We start from the raw sequence: 18,306 nt of genomic DNA, 5'->3' as shown, positions 1-18,306 counted from the left end.
TTTATCTATCCATAAATGAATTTAGAGGCTTGTACCATCAAGGAATAATTGGTCAAAATATTAAGTCGGACATCGCGTTATTTATGTAAAATTGACAACGGGTAAGGTAATATGTACCGTTGTTTCCTGTTGATAAATACTTGAAATTGAGAACTGCCCGCCACAAAGTTCGGCGATTTTTTTGACAAGCTTTAAGCCCATACCTATACCCTGCTGTTCATAGGATTTGCGTTCAAACTGCATGAAAGCACCAATTTTAGATATCTGTTCTGCTGTCATGCCCCGTCCCAAATCATGAACATAGACATTGAGCATTCCTGCCACCACCTGACTACTGACTTTGATTGCTGTCCCAGTTTGGGAGAATTTGAGTGCATTATCAACTAATTCATCGAGGATAATCGCTAAATATCGATTTGATATTGAAACCTTAGCTTCTTCAATTGCAAATATTAGATCGTTGCTACGATTAACATCTTGAGCGTGAAATTCCAAAGCTGCTGCGATCGCTGCCATTGAAAAATAAGTGGACTGAGGTTCGATTTGCTGCTGGTGTGTTGATAGCTCTAGTTCTAAATAGATCAATAATTGTTTGGTTAATTTTTCTAGTCTACGGGCTGATTGATCTGCCAAGTCTAAAAGTTCAAGGATTTCGGCAATATCCATGCCGTCAATATCTTCCATGAGTAGGCTGATAATTCCGACAATGCCATTTAATGGTGTATTGAGTTCATGGGGTAAAGCAGAAGCCAAATTGCGGCGCAGTTCATTAAGTGTGCTTTCCAAGACTGTAATACTATTTGCTTGGATATCTGAAAACTTTTGGATTTTGTCGTGCTGTTGCTTAACCCTCAGCATTGAATGAATGCGTGCCCGCAGTTCAATAGCATTGACGGGTTTACTAATGAAATCCTCGGCACCTGATTTTAGGCAGCGAGCGAGGTCTTCTTTAGCGGTGAGAGCCGTTACCATGATGATCGGAACAGGCTGCCATTTTGGTATGGCTTTGATTTGCTGACACACTTCTATGCCATCGGTTCCCGGCATCATTACATCTAACAAAATTACATCTGGCTTAAATAGGTTGAGAGATGCGATCGCCTCTTCGCCACTGGCAGCATAGTGCAGCAGATAATTTTGCTCACTTAAAAGTGTTTCAATGACATCAAAGTTATCGGGTTGATCGTCAACGACTAAAATAGAGGGCTGATTCATTCGTGATCCTTAGTTGTATTCAAAAGCTGTTGAATGGTGGTGGCCAGTTGTTTAAGCTTTATGGGTTTACTCAGGTAGTCGTTAGCTCCTGCTTTGAAACAGCGATCGCGATCGCCCGTCATCACCAACGCTGTGAGCGCCACAATCGGAATATCAACCAAGTTAGAATCTAGACGAATCTGTCTCATCGCCTCTAAACCGTCCATTCCCGGCATTTGAATATCCATCAAAATTAAATCAGGGTTGTGAATTTTAGCGACATTGATGGCTTCTTGACCATTCTGTGCCAATACAATGCGATAGCCCTTGGCTTGGAGGTAGCTAGAAACTGTACTGATATTGGCCTCGTTATCTTCTGCTAGTAAGATTAGAGGGGTAAGGCTTGCTGCTTCCTCGGTACTGGGAGAGTCTCGTTCTGAAGTAACGCCTGGTTCATCGTCTGCGATAATTTCTGGTGAAAAGCCAAAACTGGGAGTATAAGGGAGATCGATGGTGAAGCAACTGCCCACACCTAGTTCACTGGTTAGCCCCACCCTACCGCCGTGAAGTTCGACAATTCGCTTCACTAATGCCAGTCCCAAGCCTGTACCTGCATATTGACGATTTAAGGCGCTATCGATTTGCACGAAGGGCTGAAATAGTTTTTTGATATTCTCTGGCGAGATACCAATGCCTGTATCGGTGACAGCAAAGTGCAAGAAATGTTGCTCTGTTAAATTGGTAGTTGAGATGTTTGAGAAAAGTTGGGTAACTTCTAAGGTAATGTGCCCCCTCTCTGGAGTGAATTTGACTGCATTGTTGAGCAGGTTAATTAAGACTTGACGAATGCGACGTTCATCCACGAGCAGTTCAGATAGATTTGTCTGAAGTTTGATTTCAAGCTGAATCCGTTTTTGCAATGCCTGCTGTTTGATAAACACCAAGCTGGATTGGCACAGACGATCCACTGAGATTGAGGCATAGTCGAGTTCCATTTGTCCAGCTTCAATTTTTGCCACATCAAGGATGTCGGTGATCAACTCCAGCAAATGAGAGCCGCTGCGCTCAATGGTTCGCAAAGCTTTGCGTTGTTTCTCGTTGACAACACCAAAGATTTCCTCTTGTAGCCCTTCGGTCATGCCTAAGATAGCGTTAAGGGGGGTGCGGAGTTCGTGGCTCATGTTGGCCAGGAATTCATCTTTGAGGCGAGTGGCACGAGCGAGTTCTTGGTTAGAAATTGCCAGTTGTTGATTGCTGTCAGTGAGCTTTGCTTCTGCCTGTTGTCGTTCGGCGAGTTCTTGTTGTAATTGCTCAAACAGACTCGCTTGCTGAATAGCGATCGCCAACTGGTTGGCAATTTGTTGCAAAAGTTGTGCTTCAGAGTCTTTCCAGACTCGTTTTTCTTGACAAGCATGGACAACCAAAACCCCCCAGAGCTTGTTAGTTACGCAGGGGGCAACCCAGCGATGATTTTCGCTGCCTCGCACGTCTTGTAAGATCGGTGCGACAATTTTGGACTGGATTTGACCTTCGTGAGAGAATTCCACCAGGCACTTTGCCCAGATATCATTCATCACATCAGGAACGATGCGGGGCTTACCCTGCCAGTAGCAATCGAGGATTTCTTGAGACCACATTTCGTTGTCCCAGTGCCGATCTTTGAGGGCGGGGAACTCACTAGATACGGCTTCTTCAACAATTTGACTTCTACCGTCAGCAAAAAGCCGGAAGACGATGACGCGATCGCAGTGCAGTATCTCTTTAACCTGCTGAGTCACCGTTACCAGGATCTCGTTAATATCTAACGACTCTCGAATTTTTTGGATAATTGTCCCTAAAGTTTGCTGTCGCCGCAGTTGCAGGGCAATGCTCGCTTCGGTTTTCTGCCGCACCAATAGTTCAGACTGGATTTGCTCGTAGAGATTTGCTTGTTGAATGGCGATCGCCAACTGGTTAGACAACTGTTGGGTAAAGTCAATCTCAAACTGTTGCCACTGGCGAGTTGTTGCACATTGATGGATGCACAATAAACCCCACAATTTCTCACCACAAAGTAACGGCACTACCAGAGTGGCTCGCACCTGAAACTGAGCTAGGATCTCGATGTGGCAGGGACTCATCCCACCGTTATAAATATCATTGACGACATGAAATCTGCCCAAAGCATAGAAAGATGAATAATTTTCCCCAAAGCAGTGGTCATGTAGCCGAATTGCCACTACTGAAGGAAAACCTTTTACAACCGATTCAGCCACAAATTCGCCGTCATTAAAGTTTGATTCAGGATAGAACTTGAAAATACCTACCCGATCAGCCTGAATTACTTGGCGGATTTCTTGGCAAGCGGTGTCAAAAATGGTCTGGAGGTCTAGGGATTGACGAATTCGCTGGGTAATTTCTCGCAGCAGTTGTTCTCGTTCAACTTGTTGGCGAATGGTTTCCTCGGCTTGTTTGCGTTCACGAAGTGCAGCTTGCTGTTCGCTAATATCCACCACTATACAAATAGTTTGATTGTCTGAGCCTGGAAGAATTGCTGCTCCAATCAAAACAGGAATCTTGCTACCATCTTTGCGGTAGTATTCCTTTTCCCAAGGATTAATCGCACCATGTTGCATCAGATGCTCCATCGCTATAATATCAGCGTGGATATGTTCGGGTGCGGTCATTCCCAGCCAATCAATTCTCTCGGCATCTAGGTCATCCCTGGTGTAGCCCACCATCTGTAAAAAGCGATCATTAGCATCGAGAATTTTCCCCTGAAAATCGGCAAAGAGCATGCCAACCACACTGGAATCAAACATCTGACGGAAGCGGATTTCACTACTTTGCAGTGCGAGTTCTGCTCGTTTGCGATCGCTAATATCTTGATAAGTCCCCAAAATACCAATTACTTCGCCTTTAAGGTTACGTAAGGGTAGCTTGTTTGTTTCTAACCAAGTCATCTCACCATTGCCCAGATGTTGAGTTTCGACAATACCGAGTTTGCTTGTGCCAGAATCCATGACTTGGCGATCGTCGGCTTCGTAGAGATCCGCTTTGCTGGCTTTCCAAGGTAAGTCATGGTCTGTCTTACCGATAATTTCAGCAGACGAAGCTAGTCTGCCGGCGTTGGCAAAGTTTTGATTGCAGCCTAAATAGACCGATTCTCGATTCTTCCAAAACACAAATAGGGGAAAGGTATCGAGTACAGTTTGAAGAAATTGTTGTGATTCGTGCAGGGCATTTTCGGATTGTTTGCGCTGGGTAATGTCCCGAAAGATTCCCCGGATGGCGATCGGGATACCATCTTTCAACTGACAATTGATATTGCCCTCGACGATAATTTCTTTGCCATCTTTGGTTAAAAATCTGGTTTCCATGCCTAAGAGAGAACCAGCAAAGAGGTTTTGCATCGCTATCTGGCAATGCACAATTTCATCAGGATGGATAACCTGGAAAATGGATAACTGCTCTAGGTCGGTATCATTGTATCCCAGGGTTTCTTTCCATGCCCTGTTGACAAATATAATTCGACCATCAATAGCAATAATTTGAATCAAATCTGTGGCGTTGTTAAAGAGATCCCGCAGTTGTGCCTCTCTCGCCTGTAGTTCTTGAGTTCGCTGTTCTACCCTCTTTTCCAAGTCTTGGTTCAAGCGATGTAGTGCATTGTTTGCTGCTTGGCGCTGCAATTCCGCGGCTGCCCTGGCTGCAAATACCTGGAGGATGGCGATCGCTTCGGTACGTTGAGCTTCTCCAAAAGGCTGCATATCTAGAATACAAAGGTTGCCAATCGCATTACCAAGATTGTCTTTTAAGGCTATACCCAGATAGCTATCTGCCTGCATTGCCAGCAAGCTTAAATTATCAGGAAAGAGTTCTTGAACTTGGCTTTGGCAGTAAAATTCCCCATCTACCAGGGTATATTCGCAGGGAGTGTGAGCCAGATCGTAGGAAATTGATGGCTGCAATGCTCCATTTGCCCAAAACCCCAGGGTATGAAGTTTGTCGCCTACCAGTTGGCTGACAAAAGCATAGCGGACATTCAATGCTTCGGCTATGTGGTGGACTAAGGCTGGAAAAAAGTCTTCTCCAGTAACTGCGGCAGTTCCAGTCACCAGTTTTTGTAAAATCAATTCGATGCGTTGGCGCTCGTGCAGTTGCTCCTGCAATTTTTGGTGGGTGGTGGCTTGCTGAAGGGCAACTGCCAATTGCACTGATAAGGCTTGCAGCAATTCAACTTCTTCCGGCTCCCAATCGCGGGGGTGCTGACTTTCAGTGACATTCAGCAAACCCCATAGTTGATCACCACAGAAGAGCGGCACTAAAATTTTGGCTCGTGTCTGGAGGTGAATCAGCATATCTCGGTGACAGTCTGAGATTTTGGACTTATAGATATCCGAAACGATGCGAATCCGCCCCTGGCGGTAAATTTCAGTGTAGTCTTGTTTTAAACAGTTATCACTAACGCGCTCACCTATCAGTGAGAGTGAAGAATCAGTGGACTCGGCAACGGCGATAGTTTGCCAATCCGCTTCAAACTGCCAAATATTGACACGATCGCAGCCCAACAATTGCCGCACCTCTGCGACGGTGGTATCCAAAATTGTTTGTAGACTTAGGGATGAGCGGATTTGTAAGGCGATCGCTAGCACCAATCTCTCCCGTTCGGCTTTTGCTCTTAGGAGCATCATTCGGGCTTCAATTTGTTGTTCTAGTTCATTGGTGCGGGTTTCAAGGAGTTCGATTTTCTCTGCTTCTAACCGCACTGACTTTTTTTCCAACACCTCCGCTAACTTGTATAGCTCCAAGGGGTTGAGTGCTTGTAGCAAATTAGTCTGAGTGACAATTCCCAATAGTTCACCCTGTTTCCCCGTCACCGCCAATCTGCGGATTAACCGTTGTTCCATAATTTGCTGCACCATCCACAGCGAATCTTCAGGTTTAACGGCAAAAATCGGTGTACTCATTACCGCCTCTGCTAGACAAGTTTTTAAGTTCAAGCTCAATGCCTGAAATTGCACAATATCGCGCTCGGTGATAATTCCCACAGGGATTTGCAGAGGTTCAGTTTCGCTACCACCTGGTTGTACAATCATGATCGAACTAACACGGTGTTTTGCCATCAGTTGAGCGATCGCCAGCATCGAACTATCTAGCGCAGCACAAATTACCTCACTCGTCATCACTTCACAAACCAGTCGCAACCGTAACAAATCCACAGGGCGAGAAGACTGCCGCAGACTTTCATTAGTTACCAGTCCTACTACTCGCTGCCGATCGTCCAGGATCGGTAAGTGGCGAATGCGATACTGTTGCAGCAAATTAACAGCAAAAAATAAATCGGTAAAATCAGACTCGTGCTGGGTGACGACTGGATGGATCATCACCTCCCGAATTGCCAAATTTTCGAAAGCACATTGCTGGGCAGACAAACGCACCACATCCCGTTCCGTGAAGATACCTAGCAACTTATCTTTTTCTACTACTAATACACAACTCGATCGTGCCTCTAGATAAAGTTCATCCAGTTGTCCATCCCCAGTTTTAGCTGTCTCACAAAGAATCCGCACGCCACTCATTTGTGCGATCGCTTCCATTACCGTCGTATCTGGTTTAACTACCAGAGGATGACAGACGATCGCAGATTTCAGTTCTGATGAGGTGAGACGGTTAAACATTGATGTATTGGCAAAGGGATTTATTCTTGATTGTTCCCATTAGTAACAGGCAAGTTATACCAATTCTCTAAAATCAGGCAATAGTTAAACCAATTTGCAATTCGCAATTACGTTTTGTGTCGGGGATTTAGCTTAGGCATCAAAACGCGCTGCCCTTCAAAGGCTAGGACTTAAACCCCCAAAGTTCGTTAAGGAAGACAGGAGACTCATAATGATGTCTACAATCTAAAATCACTTTTGCTAGCGTAGTGATATAGGATTTATCGCTCCCCTGTAAGCAGTTGGAAGCAAAAGGATTAATATGGCTCATTTAAATCAGCGTCGTCCCCAAAATGTCAACGGCGATTTTTATGTAGATACTACCTGTATTGATTGTGATACCTGTCGCTGGATGGCTCCTGAAGTATTTTATGATGTCGATGATCAATCGGCTGTTTATCATCAACCAACGAATGAAGCGCAAAGATTAGCAGCACTGCAAGCACTTTTAGCTTGTCCTACTAGTTCTATTGGCACAGTTGAAAAGCCAAAAGATATCAAAGTTGCTCAACAACAGTTTCCAATATTAGTAGCAGAAAATGTTTACCACTGCGGCTATCATTCTGAAAAATCTTATGGTGCTGCTAGCTATTTAATTCAACTTCCAGAAGGTAATATTTTGGTGGATTCTCCCCGGTTTACGCCGCCTTTAATCAAGCGTTTAGAAGAACTGGGGTCAATTCGTTATATGTACCTAACTCATAAGGATGATGTGGCAGACCATCAAAAGTTTGCCGAGCATTTTCAGTGCGATCGCATCCTCCATACTGATGATATTACTGCGGATACTCGCAATGTAGAAATACAGCTAACTGGTTCTGAAGCATTTACCTTGGCTCCGGATTTATTAATTATCCCAGTTCCCGGTCACACCAAAGGACAAACAGTCCTACTCTACAAAAATAAGTTTCTCTTCACTGGCGACCATCTCGCCTGGTCAGAAAGCCTGCATCAATTGGCTGCATTCCACGGTGTCTGCTGGTATTCTTGGTCAGAACAGATTAAATCAATGCGTAACTTGGCTAATTATTCTTTTGAGTGGGTGCTACCAGGTCATGGGCGAAGATTTCATGCTGATAAGGAAACCATGCGCCAGCAGATGCACAAGTGTATTGAGTTAATGGAATCTTTGGATTAACTGAAATAATGGGTGAATGCTAATGCATCAACCTGCAATGCCAATGCATCAACCTGCAATGCTAATGCATCAACGTGCAATGTCAATACATCGACCTGCAATGCTAATGCATCAACGTGCAATGTCAATACATCGACCTGCAATGCTAATGCATCAACGTGCAATGCTAATGCATCGACTTGCAATGCTAATGCAACACCAAAGCTTTGTAAAAGAGAGATTTAGATAGAGGTCAGACTCTATTGCATAGAAACGAGAAGCGCTATAACCTGGGTTTTAGCAACCTTTTAACCAAACACGGATTATGAAAAAGCTGATCAACAAGCCGGAAGACTTTGTGCGAGAAAGTCTAGAAGGTATGGCGGCGGCTCATTCCGATTTAATTAAAGTAAACTATGATCCCACTTTTGTTTATCGAGCCGATGCACCTATTCCGGGTAAAGTAGCAATTATTTCGGGTGGTGGTAGTGGACATGAACCAATGCACGCTGGCTTTGTGGGCAAAGGAATGCTTGATGCAGCTTGTCCTGGTGAAGTTTTCACTTCACCGACTCCTGACCAAATGCTAGAAGCAGCAAAGCTTGTAGATGGAGGCTCTGGTATCCTTTACATCGTCAAAAATTACAGTGGCGATGTGATGAACTTTGAAATGGCAACGGAGTTAGCCCATAGTGAAGGCATTCGATCGCTAAATATTTTGATTGATGATGATGTAGCAGTGAAAGATAGCCTCTATACCCAAGGACGGCGCGGTGTGGGAACAACAATACTAGCGGAAAAAATTTGTGGTGCGGCGGCTGAGGCTGGGTATGATTTGCCACAAATTGCAAATTTATGCCGCCGAGTAAATTTGAATGGGCGGAGTATGGGAATTGCTCTAACATCTTGTACAGTCCCCGCCAATGGAACGCCGACATTTGAATTGAGCGATCGCGAAATCGAATTAGGTATCGGTATTCACGGTGAGCCAGGAATAGAACGTACAGCCATCAAAGCAGCAGATGAGATTACCGAAGTTCTAACGCGATCGCTCCTTGAGGATGCACCATACAGCCGCACACTGCGCGAGTGGGATGAAGACAAAGGAGAATGGCTAGATGTAGAACTAACAAATCTCCCATTTGCCAAAGGCGATCGCTTATTAGCTTTCGTCAATAGTATGGGTGGAACTCCGGTTTCCGAACTATATATTGTTTACCGCAAACTCGCTCAAATTTGCGAACAGCAAGGATTGCAAATTGTGCGAAACTTAATCGGCCCTTACATCACATCTCTAGAAATGCAAGGTTGCTCAATTACCCTGCTGAAATTAGATGACGAGATGATCCGCCTATGGGATGCACCAGTAAAAACACCAAGTTGGTGGTGGGACTAATTATGTTGAGTCAGTCGCAGATATTACAATGGTTGCAGGCTTATGCAACCGAGATAGAGCAGAATAAAGCATATTTGACAGAATTAGATGCTGCGATTGGAGATGCTGACCACGGTATAAATATGGATCGCGGCTTCAAAAAGGTAAGTATTCAGTTACCAACTCTTACAGACAAAGACATCAGCAACATTCTCAAATCTGTGAGTATGACCTTGATTTCTTCCATTGGCGGTGCTAGTGGCCCTCTTTATGGAACCTGGTTTTTACGAGCTAGTACAGCAGTAGTAGATAAGCAAGAATTAACAGAACAAGATGTGTTAGGGCTATTACAGGCAGGCTTAGACGGCGTGCTGCAACGTGGCAAAGCGCAACTAGGAGACAAAACAATGGTAGATGTGCTATCTCCGGCTGTAGTCGCTTTTGGGCAAGCTGTAGGAGAAAGTAAGGGAACGCTAGAAGCCATGCAACAGGCTGTAGCAACAGCCCAAAAGGGGTTACAAGAAACTATACAGATGCAGGCCAAAAAGGGACGGGCTAGCTATCTGGGGGAAAGAAGTATTGGACATCAAGATCCAGGAGGGACTTCTGCTTATTTAATGTTGAAAAGTTTGTTAGAGGTGTTGGAAAGTAGCCAAACAACTGACCATTGAAAATTAACAATCGGCGCAATCACTATTGCCAGAAATCAGTGACATCATATCCCAGTTCCGCTAATATCTGCCGGAGCAGAGGTAAACTGAGTCCTATTACATTGCTGTGACAGCCTTCAATTTTTTCAACAAAGAAACTACCAAAACCTTCAATGGCAAAGGCTCCAGCACACTTTAGGGGTTCACCTGTGGCAACATAAGCAAGAATTGCGCGATCGCTCATTTGAGCAAAATAAACTCTTGTAACTTGAGACTTGACTATAGTACGGTTTTGCTCAAGGTCAATTAAGGCGTAACCTGTATACAAGTCGCCAAAGTTACCTTGCATTATCTGCCAACGAGCGATCGCTTCAGAAGTGTCTGCTGGTTTGCCGTAAATTTCACCATTCATGGACAAAACTGAATCACAACCTATAATCAAAGCTGATTCAAACTGCGGGGCTACAGTTTCCGCCTTATATTGGGCAAGAGTTTTGACCAATTCTGCTGGTTCACTTAATTGGATTTGCGACTCGTCAAAGTCACTGGCTCGAACTATCGGTTCAATACCAACAGTTTGCAGCAAGCGGCGACGAGCCGGGGAAGCTGAGGCAAGTACAAAGGGTGGAATTTTCATGAGATTTATAAAAGCTTGTTAATTAAGAATGGGGCATGGGGCATTGGTGATTAAATTTCTTCTCTATTCCCCATTCCCCATTTCCCATTCCCTATTCCCTATTTCCCAATTAATAGACAGAAAAAGAATTTACAACCTCATCAATCATTCCTTTAACTCTCTGCCAGCGTTTTTCAGGAATTGAGGCGTTGAGGGTAAAAAGTTTGCCACGGCTAACAGCGACGCTGGCGATGTTATGCCGTTGCTGTTTATTGGGAAGTTTAACCTCATACTCTAAAAGGTAGTAGGTTTTACCATCTACTTCTCGCTCTGCGGCATTGACTAATTCAGCCGAGCGACCAGAGTCAGGAGGCGCAAGAGCAGCTTTTCCCAACTTATATCCTACTTCTGTTGGGGTTCCCAATTCTGATAAAGTCTTGCCTTCTGGAACTGGGCTAATCACAACAGAAACGTTTTCAGACACCTCAATCAAATCGTGGAAAACCACATCTGGCCCGTTGGCAACTTTAACTTGTAGCCACCCGTTAGGATATAAAAACTGATAGCCATCACTAGTGTCTACAAAGCTTTTGAGTCCAGCCGCAGCTGCTATATCAGAATTACTCAGGCTGAAACTCAACACCAATAACAAAATTAATACAATTCTTTTCCACATTTATACGAGTTCCTTTGGGCTGGGGACAACACCAGGCTTGCATCATTTCTCGTTTTTATTCTCCCATCAAGCGGGACGCTTCGGATGATGCGTTTCTGGGTTGCTTAAGCGATCGCCTGTTTTTGGAAAGACTGTTTCTTTACATATCCCTTATTTGATCAAATACCCGAATAGTAAGTTATTACGCTGTCTTAACCTAACTAAAAGTGAGCGTAAATCTTTGACAACTTTTACTAAATCTAAGTAAGTTGGCACAATAAAACCAAACTATGTAAAGAGAAATAAACTAGGCTAAAATCCTTATACCTCTTGCCTATTGCCTGTTGTCTATTGCCTTATTCCAACGACAATTATTTACACTCACTTACTTAAGTTAGCTAGTGAAATGATTAAGTTGCGCGATCAATTTTTTGTACTTCTTCTTCAGATAGTTTCACATTGATAGCTTGTGCTGAGTCTTCAATGCTAGAAACCCTGCTAGCACCAGGAATTGGCAAAATAGCGGGCGATTTGGAGCGTAACCACGCTAGAACGATACTATATACTGACACGCCTTTTTCTTTCGCTAACTTAGCGATCGCATGAATATCTTGTAAATCCTGATGACGACGCATACCACCAAAGGGGCTCCAAGGCAAAAATGTCAATTCTTGTTGTTCGCAATACTTCAACACACCGTCCTTTTCTGGCTGTCGTTGCCAAGGGCTGTATTGATTCTGCACCGAGACAATATCTACTACGTCTCGCGCCCGCTTAATTTGTTCAACAGAAAAGTTAGAAACTCCCACAAACCTAATCAAACCTGCCTCCACTGCTTCTTTCACTGGCGCAAGGGATTCTTCAATGGTGTACTTACTATCGGGAGAATGGTATTGCCAAACATCGATGGGTTTAGCACCACCTAACGCCTCAAAACTGACTCGAATTGTTTCGCGCAAATGTTCTGGGTTGCCGTTGCTTGTCCAGTTTCCATCGGGACGCATCAAACCGCCTTTAGTTGCCACAATTACTTGGCTAACATCGCCTTTATAACTAGTAAGCGCCTTGTGAATTAGTCGCTCGTTGTGGTGTTTTTCTGACTCATCTTTACAATAAGAATCGGCAGTGTCAATAAATGTAATACCCAAATCCAAAGCCCGATGAATAACTTCGATTGATTGCGATTCGGGAGGGCGATTAGAGATTGACATGGGCATACCGCCCAAACCGATCGCACTCACAAATACACCAGTTTTTCCTAGCTGTTTGGTTTCCATGCTTCTAGCTATAGCTTTCTGACCCAATTATCCCAGCTAGCCAAAGCTTTTTGAGCGATTTATCATAAATCCTCCCTAGTACTTAGATTTGCTGATAAGTGAATGGGCTACCAAGGGAATACTCTACTCAAGGGTTAAGTATTCTATACCAAGCACCGATGAAAATTGTCGAGGAAACCCGTACTAGATTGCAGCTAAAGCATCAACCACTCAGATATTGGTTCATTGGGTGGTGCATTTTTACTGCCTGCTTAAGCTTTTTGATTTACTGCTTATTTTTTGAGTCTGCTTCAATGAGTCTCAATTGCGATCGCCTCTCGCCAAGCAAAATTAATTGTGAATTGAGACAGTTTAATTTGCTGGGAAGGATGGAGAAACTCAGAATGTTTGATCCCAGTGAAGCATACATTCTCACAAAGACTGGCAGCAAAGGGTCGAAAAGCTATCAGGTTATAATTGTGACTCCATTTAAAGATTTTCCTCTTTTATCTCATCTTAGTTATGAACAAAATCAAGAATTTATCCTGAAAACAAACGATTTTCTCAACTCTAACCAAACTTCTCTATTAGTACAGCAGAATCAGAGAAATTATCTATTCTTCTTAAGTTTATCTATATTAATTATCATGGCGCTCGCTGCTTTTTTTGCAACATCACCTGTAACTACCTGCACTTTCTATAAAAGCATCGATAAGGTCTTTATCGAACGTAAAAGTCTTCGTGGCAATCAAGTTATTGAACATCCACTAGAAAATATTCTGTGTTTTGACATCCAAGAAAAGCAATATAAATACTCTAAGCTTTATCGGGCTGTAATTGTGCTGAAATCTTTCAAAGAAATCCCAATCAATCCACAATACACTGATGAAAGAAGCGTTAGATATGCAGTTTCTAGGATACTCTCATTTCTAAAACTTTAACAAAAACTATCCCCACTACTTACCACTGTGCCCATAGACTGAAGTCATAGATCGCTGACTTATCTAGAAAGCTGGGCATATTGTCTATCAAAAATGATTTAGGATTTGCTATATAGACACGAAACCCTTAGATTAAGGAAGTTTGAGTCACTTTCAACTGAAATTTTATATCTAGCATTCTCCATTAGTACCATTCTGACTCAACTAAAAATACTCACTTTGTCAGTTTGTCTATTTAGACTATGTTTGGTACATAAAATAAGAAGCCAGTCTAATATGAGCGGCTGTTATTCTACACTTGACATAAAGCATTGTGAGTGCTAAAAGACGACTGCCAGAAACTATTGCCCATGTCAGAATCACCCGCCAATCTTGGCAACACGGCTTCCTTGAGGGTGAAGTGAGTGCAGGTGAGTTTGAGTGGCATTTCCAGTGGCATTTTCGCCGGGGAGAACTTGCCGTCAAGCCTTCCCAAGGCCGCGCTTTAATCAAAGAACCCCTTGGTCGATTTTTGGAGCAACAAGATTATCAGCTAGAGCCTGGAGGAGATTATGCTTTTACTATTCGGGCAGAACTTTAAAGTTAGGAGTTAGGAGAGACGCGATTAATCGCGTCTCTACAGGAGTTAGGGGGTAACGATGTCATTCCTCACTCTTGACTGCTGAGTGTTGATTCTGTAAGGCGGTTTAAGTATCTTTCGATTAAGAGAATGGCAACAATGTCATCTATCGGTCTTGGAGGCTGTCGCAGACCTTGTGGCAATAGCTTTTTTAGCCCTTTGGGTGGGAACATTTGCCAATAGCGATCGCGTGCTTCTAAGGTTGTATAGCGCTCATCCACTAAAATAATACTCAGAGGTTCTGTCAATTCCTGATATAATTTCTGTCTCCACTGCTTGGCTGTAGTTTGGTCGCCCATCACCATCAAGGAAATGGGAAACTTTTGACGCAGTGTTTCAATGGTAGCGATCGCCTCTTTTGCTAGCACAACCTGATGATAATACAATTGTCTATCCAGTCCCATCACCGCTAAACCACACTTATCTCGACCTGGGTCAAACCCCAATATGACTGGTTGCGTTGGCGAAAATTCGCGTAAAGTCATAAGAAATTAAAAATAAAAATTAAGAATTATAAATCAATAAATGCAATCACAGCAACTATTTTGACTGCTATTGAATATGTTTAAATCTTACTAATAACAGTGTGCAAATAATGTTTTAAGTACTAAAAATAATTTTTCCGTTGACTATTGCCACTAATTTTACTCTCAATGGCCCGGCTGTATAAGTGTCCTCTGCTGCGATCGCTTTGATCTCCAAAGGTTGATTATACTGTCTTAATTGGGCGACAAAGCGCAAGAAAGTCCCCTCTACCTGCACATCCTCAACAATTCCGGCATTACGAGCCCGAAATTGGGAAGCAGAAATTAGTATTTCCAGCCTTTGCTGTAACTGATAGGATGTCATTGTTTTGGAATCGGCACTAGTTGTTGCTAGCACTGCGCCTCCCGAAAAAACCAATTGATTTCGCGCTGTATCAGCAAAAAACTCTATCTGCTTTTCTCCCCTGACGTAATTACCAGCCGAGAAAATTCGCACCACATATTCTTGGCCATCGCTAATCTGCTTGCTCAATTGGTCAACCCTATCCTGAGTCACCCGCAGTAGCTCTACATTGGCAGGATTTGCCCCAGGCTCACTTAATTGGAGGTTGGCGTTGCGATTGGCTTCTTGTAAAAGTTGTACCACTGCCTGACGAGCCGCAGCCGGTTGGGTAATCCGAACTACAGCAGCAGAAAGAAGTTGACCGCGAATTAAGGCGAGCTTACCTAAACGCAAGTCGCGGTAAGACTGATAAAATTTTTCCAGCCTTGCAACTTCCAGTTCTAGTTGCTGCTGTTGTGCTTCCAATTCTTTGAGAAGCGATTCCCGCTTGGCAATCACTTCCTCTCGTGCTGCAACTTCTACGTTACGCTTTTGAATCAGTTGATCCAGTTGAGCAATTTTGCGATCGCGTTGTTCTATGGCTTCTTGACGGTTAGCGAGTTCGCGATCGCGTTTTTCAATAGCTGTTTTGGCTTCGTCGATGGCTTTTTTCGCTTCAGCGTATAGTCGTTGTCGTTCTGTTTTCAGTAGTTCAACTGCCGCTTGTAGCTCTTTCCTCTGATTAGAAACGCTTTGCAACTCAGCTATGGCTTTTTGGTACTGAGTTACAACTTGTCCTAGCTGACCTTGAGTGCGTTGGAGTTGAGTTTGAGTTTGAGCTTGTTGACTAATGGTGCGATTCAACTGAGCTTGTGTTTGGAGTTGTTTGGCATTTGCTGCCTGTAAAGACTGATTAATTGCCTGTAAATCTTGTTGTGCTTTTGCTTGGGCAATTCTTGCTTGATTTAGCTCACTTTCTACCTGACTTTTCTGAGTTTCTGCGGTTTTTAGCTGTTCCCGCTTCTGTCTAAGGTCTGTTTGAATATCTTCTAATTCAAAGACTCCCTTTCGCAAGCCTTCATCGGCAGCGAATAAAATTCCTAATGTTGATGCTGAAATCAAACCGCCCGTAAAAATAGTTACCACTACAGCAGTATTTTTCGGACGAAGCTTAAAAAGTGAGAGGCGGGCTTTGCCAACTCGTGTGCCGATGCGATCGCCCACGGTTGCAATTACGCCTCCCAGAATTAAAATTGCTGCGATGAGGATGTATCCGGTGGTCATCTTTAGCTACCGAAATCCTTCCAGATACAGCCTACTACTTTTAAGCATCGTCTGCGGAGAAGTGGAAGTTGGCAATAGCTGAAATTATTCAATTTTAGATTTACCTCTAGCTATTAGTGTCATCTTTCAAAATAGAACACGCGCCGATTCCCCTTTCTCCGATTGATTTTATGTGAATTGCCTACTTAAGGTAACAGGTTTATGCACAGTAATCTTCTTTTTGTGGATAGAAATCATCTTTTTCTCACGCAAATCCCCTAGTAGTCTAGTAACGGTAACACGAGTTGAACCAATTGCTTCTGCGATCGCCTGATGAGATAACTTCAGATCAATAGTGATCCCATCAGCACAAGGAACGCCAAAATCCCGACAAAGAATTAACAAAAAACTCACCAACCTAGAACCCATATCTCGGTGAGCGAGAGTTTCAATCATCATCTCTGTTTGTAAAATGCGCGAAGAGAGACCCCGCAGCATTAACATTGATAATTCTGGATTTTCCTTGAGTGCTTGCTCTACTTGTTCAATTGGGGCTGACAGTAATTCCACAGGGGTAAATGCAACCGCATGGTAAAACCTATCCGACTTATTTCCTGTCAGCAATGACAAAACACCAAAAACACTATTTTCCCGAAGCAATGCTACTGTTATTTCCTCTCCTGCCTCGTACACCCTAGAAAGTTTAACAGCACCTTTCAAAAGAAAATAAACTCGTTCGGCAGGATCGCCAGGAAAAAAGATCGTTTTATTGCGTTCAAACGTTTCCACAACTGGCGGAAACGCCCCGGTCGCCATCTGACGAAATACATTTGCTAGGGCTTTATCTTGTGTCACGATCATCTCCCTTCCCCTACCCAATGCCGGAAAAACAAAAACTGATTACCTAAGAATACACCCGAAAAATGAATAAAGCACCGTCAACCTTTCTGTACTTTCCTATACTCAAACTAATCGCTTCATAACTGTTTGTTTATAATGATACATAATTGTTGATCCTTTCAGCTACTAATTGTTGATAAGTAGCTCCAATAACTGTATTAAAAAGGGTTTTTTAAAGAACAAATAAAGATATCTTGAGAAAATCTTTAGGAAAAATCAAGATTTTTGTCACAGCAAACACCCTTCTCAATATTCATTTTTGCAAATCCTGTATAAAACAAAGACAAAACGTGCCTCAGATTCTAGTATGCTCCTAATGATCGATCGCATTAACAATTTCTATGCTGAATCTGACTGGAAAAAATGCTCTTGTTACAGGTATTGCCAATAACCGCTCGATCGCCTGGGGCATCGCCCAACAGCTGCATAAAGCCGGAGCAAACCTGGGTATTACCTACCTGCCGGATGAACGCGGCAAAATGGAGAAAAAAGTTGCGGAGTTGGTAGAACCCCTAAACCCAAGCTTATTTCTTCCTTGTAATGTCCAAGATGAGGAACAGATTCAATCTACCTTTGAGACAATTCGTGAGCAATGGGGCAAGCTAGACATTCTTATCCATTGTCTGGCCTTTGCTAGTAAAGACGATTTAAGTGGAGATTTTAGCCAAACCTCTCGTTCTGGCTTCAACACTGCCTTAGAAATCAGTACCTACTCGCTGGTGCAGTTAAGTGGTGCAGCGAAACCCTTGATGACAGAGGGAGGTAGTATCGTCACGCTGACATATTTAGGCGGTGTCAGAGCAATTCCTAACTACAACGTTATGGGAGTTGCTAAAGCAGGGTTAGAAATGAGCGTGCGTTACCTAGCTGCTGAACTAGGGCCGCAAAATATCCGCGTCAATGCCATCTCCGCAGGCCCCATCCGCACCTTGGCATCTTCAGCAGTGGGTGGAATTTTGGATATGATCCATCATGTCGAAGAAGTAGCTCCCCTGCGCCGTACTGTCACTCAGCTAGAAGTGGGTAATACTGCCGCTTTCTTATGTAGTGATTTGTCCAGTGGTATTACCGGGCAAGTTCTATATGTAGATGCAGGATATGAAATTATGGGAATGTAAGATAATTTGGGCAGGGGGCATTGGAAATTGGGCATTGGGAATTGAGTATTAGTAAAATTCTTGTCCATTTTTCATTCCCCATTCCCCATTCCCCAT

Annotated in this window: 15 protein-coding genes; 6 read left to right on the top strand and 9 right to left on the bottom strand. The window is 43.4% G+C overall.

Annotation, left to right across the window (positions count from 1 at the left end; translation table 11 throughout):
• Positions 1–81: 81 nt before the first annotated feature.
• Positions 82–1,215 (bottom strand): hybrid sensor histidine kinase/response regulator, encoded by a 1,134-nt coding sequence (locus GNF10_RS20435; RefSeq protein WP_185583858.1) that lies wholly within the window; start codon positions 1,213–1,215, stop codon positions 82–84.
• The gene (locus GNF10_RS20430; RefSeq protein ID WP_185583860.1) at positions 1,212–6,854 is read right to left on the bottom strand and encodes a GAF domain-containing protein; all 5,643 of its coding nucleotides are present in this window, start codon (positions 6,852–6,854) and stop codon (positions 1,212–1,214) included. The genes GNF10_RS20435 and GNF10_RS20430 overlap by 4 nt, the downstream gene beginning before the upstream one ends.
• A 301-nt stretch (positions 6,855–7,155) precedes the next feature.
• On the opposite strand from GNF10_RS20430, the gene GNF10_RS20425 reads away from it, so the two are divergent.
• The gene (locus GNF10_RS20425; protein ID WP_185583863.1) at positions 7,156–8,031 is read left to right on the top strand and encodes an MBL fold metallo-hydrolase; all 876 of its coding nucleotides are present in this window, start codon (positions 7,156–7,158) and stop codon (positions 8,029–8,031) included.
• Here the strand turns inward: GNF10_RS20425 and GNF10_RS20420 are convergent.
• Positions 8,028–8,216 (bottom strand): hypothetical protein, encoded by a 189-nt coding sequence (locus GNF10_RS20420; RefSeq protein WP_185583882.1) that lies wholly within the window; start codon positions 8,214–8,216, stop codon positions 8,028–8,030. The genes GNF10_RS20425 and GNF10_RS20420 overlap by 4 nt on opposite strands.
• Positions 8,217–8,335: 119 nt before the next feature.
• On the opposite strand from GNF10_RS20420, the gene dhaK reads away from it, so the two are divergent.
• Both dhaK and dhaL read left to right on the top strand, forming a co-directional pair.
• A complete protein-coding gene (gene dhaK, locus GNF10_RS20415) occupies positions 8,336–9,406 on the top strand; it encodes a dihydroxyacetone kinase subunit DhaK (protein WP_185583865.1) in 1,071 nt (356 codons plus the stop codon).
• A gap of 2 nt (positions 9,407–9,408) precedes the next feature.
• Positions 9,409–10,056, top strand: a complete 648-nt coding sequence (dhaL, locus tag GNF10_RS20410; RefSeq protein WP_185583867.1) for a dihydroxyacetone kinase subunit DhaL — start codon at positions 9,409–9,411, stop codon at positions 10,054–10,056.
• Positions 10,057–10,078: 22 nt separating this feature from the next.
• On the opposite strand, the gene GNF10_RS20405 is transcribed toward dhaL, so the two are convergent.
• From GNF10_RS20405 to GNF10_RS20395, 3 genes are all read right to left on the bottom strand, one after another.
• Positions 10,079–10,672, bottom strand: a complete 594-nt coding sequence (locus GNF10_RS20405; protein ID WP_185583869.1) for a nucleoside triphosphate pyrophosphatase — start codon at positions 10,670–10,672, stop codon at positions 10,079–10,081.
• 109 nt (positions 10,673–10,781) lie between these two features.
• Positions 10,782–11,327 (bottom strand): photosystem II reaction center PsbP, encoded by a 546-nt coding sequence (psbP, locus tag GNF10_RS20400; RefSeq protein WP_185583871.1) that lies wholly within the window; start codon positions 11,325–11,327, stop codon positions 10,782–10,784.
• 389 nt (positions 11,328–11,716) lie between these two features.
• On the bottom strand, positions 11,717–12,583 hold the full coding sequence (locus GNF10_RS20395; protein ID WP_185583873.1) for an aldo/keto reductase: 867 nt from the start codon (positions 12,581–12,583) through the stop codon (positions 11,717–11,719).
• A gap of 158 nt (positions 12,584–12,741) precedes the next feature.
• Between GNF10_RS20395 and GNF10_RS37945 the strand changes: the two genes are divergently transcribed.
• Positions 12,742–13,503: a hypothetical protein gene (locus tag GNF10_RS37945; RefSeq protein ID WP_221643380.1), complete on the top strand. Its 762-nt coding sequence runs from the start codon at positions 12,742–12,744 to the stop codon at positions 13,501–13,503.
• A 313-nt stretch (positions 13,504–13,816) separates the two neighbouring features.
• On the top strand, positions 13,817–14,083 hold the full coding sequence (locus GNF10_RS20385) for a DUF3146 family protein (protein WP_012411764.1): 267 nt from the start codon (positions 13,817–13,819) through the stop codon (positions 14,081–14,083).
• A gap of 68 nt (positions 14,084–14,151) precedes the next feature.
• Here GNF10_RS20385 and GNF10_RS20380 read toward each other — a convergent pair whose 3' ends face one another.
• The 3 genes from GNF10_RS20380 to ntcA all read right to left on the bottom strand — a co-directional run bounded on the left by GNF10_RS20380 (position 14,152) and on the right by ntcA (position 17,053).
• The gene (locus tag GNF10_RS20380) at positions 14,152–14,607 is read right to left on the bottom strand and encodes a pre-16S rRNA-processing nuclease YqgF (protein WP_185583875.1); all 456 of its coding nucleotides are present in this window, start codon (positions 14,605–14,607) and stop codon (positions 14,152–14,154) included.
• A gap of 115 nt (positions 14,608–14,722) precedes the next feature.
• A complete protein-coding gene (locus tag GNF10_RS20375) occupies positions 14,723–16,213 on the bottom strand; it encodes a DUF3084 domain-containing protein (RefSeq protein ID WP_185581877.1) in 1,491 nt (496 codons plus the stop codon).
• A gap of 168 nt (positions 16,214–16,381) precedes the next feature.
• On the bottom strand, positions 16,382–17,053 hold the full coding sequence (gene ntcA, locus GNF10_RS20370; protein ID WP_010998529.1) for a global nitrogen regulator NtcA: 672 nt from the start codon (positions 17,051–17,053) through the stop codon (positions 16,382–16,384).
• A 380-nt stretch (positions 17,054–17,433) separates the two neighbouring features.
• Between ntcA and fabI the strand changes: the two genes are divergently transcribed.
• Complete coding sequence (gene fabI, locus GNF10_RS20365; RefSeq protein WP_114080424.1) at positions 17,434–18,210, top strand: enoyl-ACP reductase FabI; 777 nt, start codon at positions 17,434–17,436, stop codon at positions 18,208–18,210.
• Positions 18,211–18,306: the final 96 nt, after the last annotated feature.

This window comes from Nostoc sp. UCD121 (assembly GCF_014222285.1).
Classification (GTDB): Bacteria; Cyanobacteriota; Cyanobacteriia; order Cyanobacteriales; family Nostocaceae; genus Nostoc.
The sequence above is the reverse complement of the archived record's forward strand: the minus strand, read 5'-3'. Positions and strand labels throughout refer to the sequence as shown.

Coding starts and splice junctions, on each gene's coding strand:
- GNF10_RS20380 (WP_185583875.1), bottom strand. CDS start 14,607: ATGACTTTACGCGAATTTTCGCCAACGCAACCAGTCATATTGGGGTTT.
- GNF10_RS20375 (WP_185581877.1), bottom strand. CDS start 16,213: ATGACCACCGGATACATCCTCATCGCAGCAATTTTAATTCTGGGAGGC.
- fabI (WP_114080424.1), top strand. CDS start 17,434: ATGCTGAATCTGACTGGAAAAAATGCTCTTGTTACAGGTATTGCCAAT.
- GNF10_RS20435 (WP_185583858.1), bottom strand. CDS start 1,215: ATGAATCAGCCCTCTATTTTAGTCGTTGACGATCAACCCGATAACTTT.
- GNF10_RS20425 (WP_185583863.1), top strand. CDS start 7,156: ATGGCTCATTTAAATCAGCGTCGTCCCCAAAATGTCAACGGCGATTTT.
- dhaL (WP_185583867.1), top strand. CDS start 9,409: ATGTTGAGTCAGTCGCAGATATTACAATGGTTGCAGGCTTATGCAACC.
- GNF10_RS20395 (WP_185583873.1), bottom strand. CDS start 12,583: ATGGAAACCAAACAGCTAGGAAAAACTGGTGTATTTGTGAGTGCGATC.
- GNF10_RS20405 (WP_185583869.1), bottom strand. CDS start 10,672: ATGAAAATTCCACCCTTTGTACTTGCCTCAGCTTCCCCGGCTCGTCGC.
- GNF10_RS37945 (WP_221643380.1), top strand. CDS start 12,742: ATGAAAATTGTCGAGGAAACCCGTACTAGATTGCAGCTAAAGCATCAA.
- psbP (WP_185583871.1), bottom strand. CDS start 11,327: ATGTGGAAAAGAATTGTATTAATTTTGTTATTGGTGTTGAGTTTCAGC.
- GNF10_RS20430 (WP_185583860.1), bottom strand. CDS start 6,854: ATGTTTAACCGTCTCACCTCATCAGAACTGAAATCTGCGATCGTCTGT.
- dhaK (WP_185583865.1), top strand. CDS start 8,336: ATGAAAAAGCTGATCAACAAGCCGGAAGACTTTGTGCGAGAAAGTCTA.
- ntcA (WP_010998529.1), bottom strand. CDS start 17,053: ATGATCGTGACACAAGATAAAGCCCTAGCAAATGTATTTCGTCAGATG.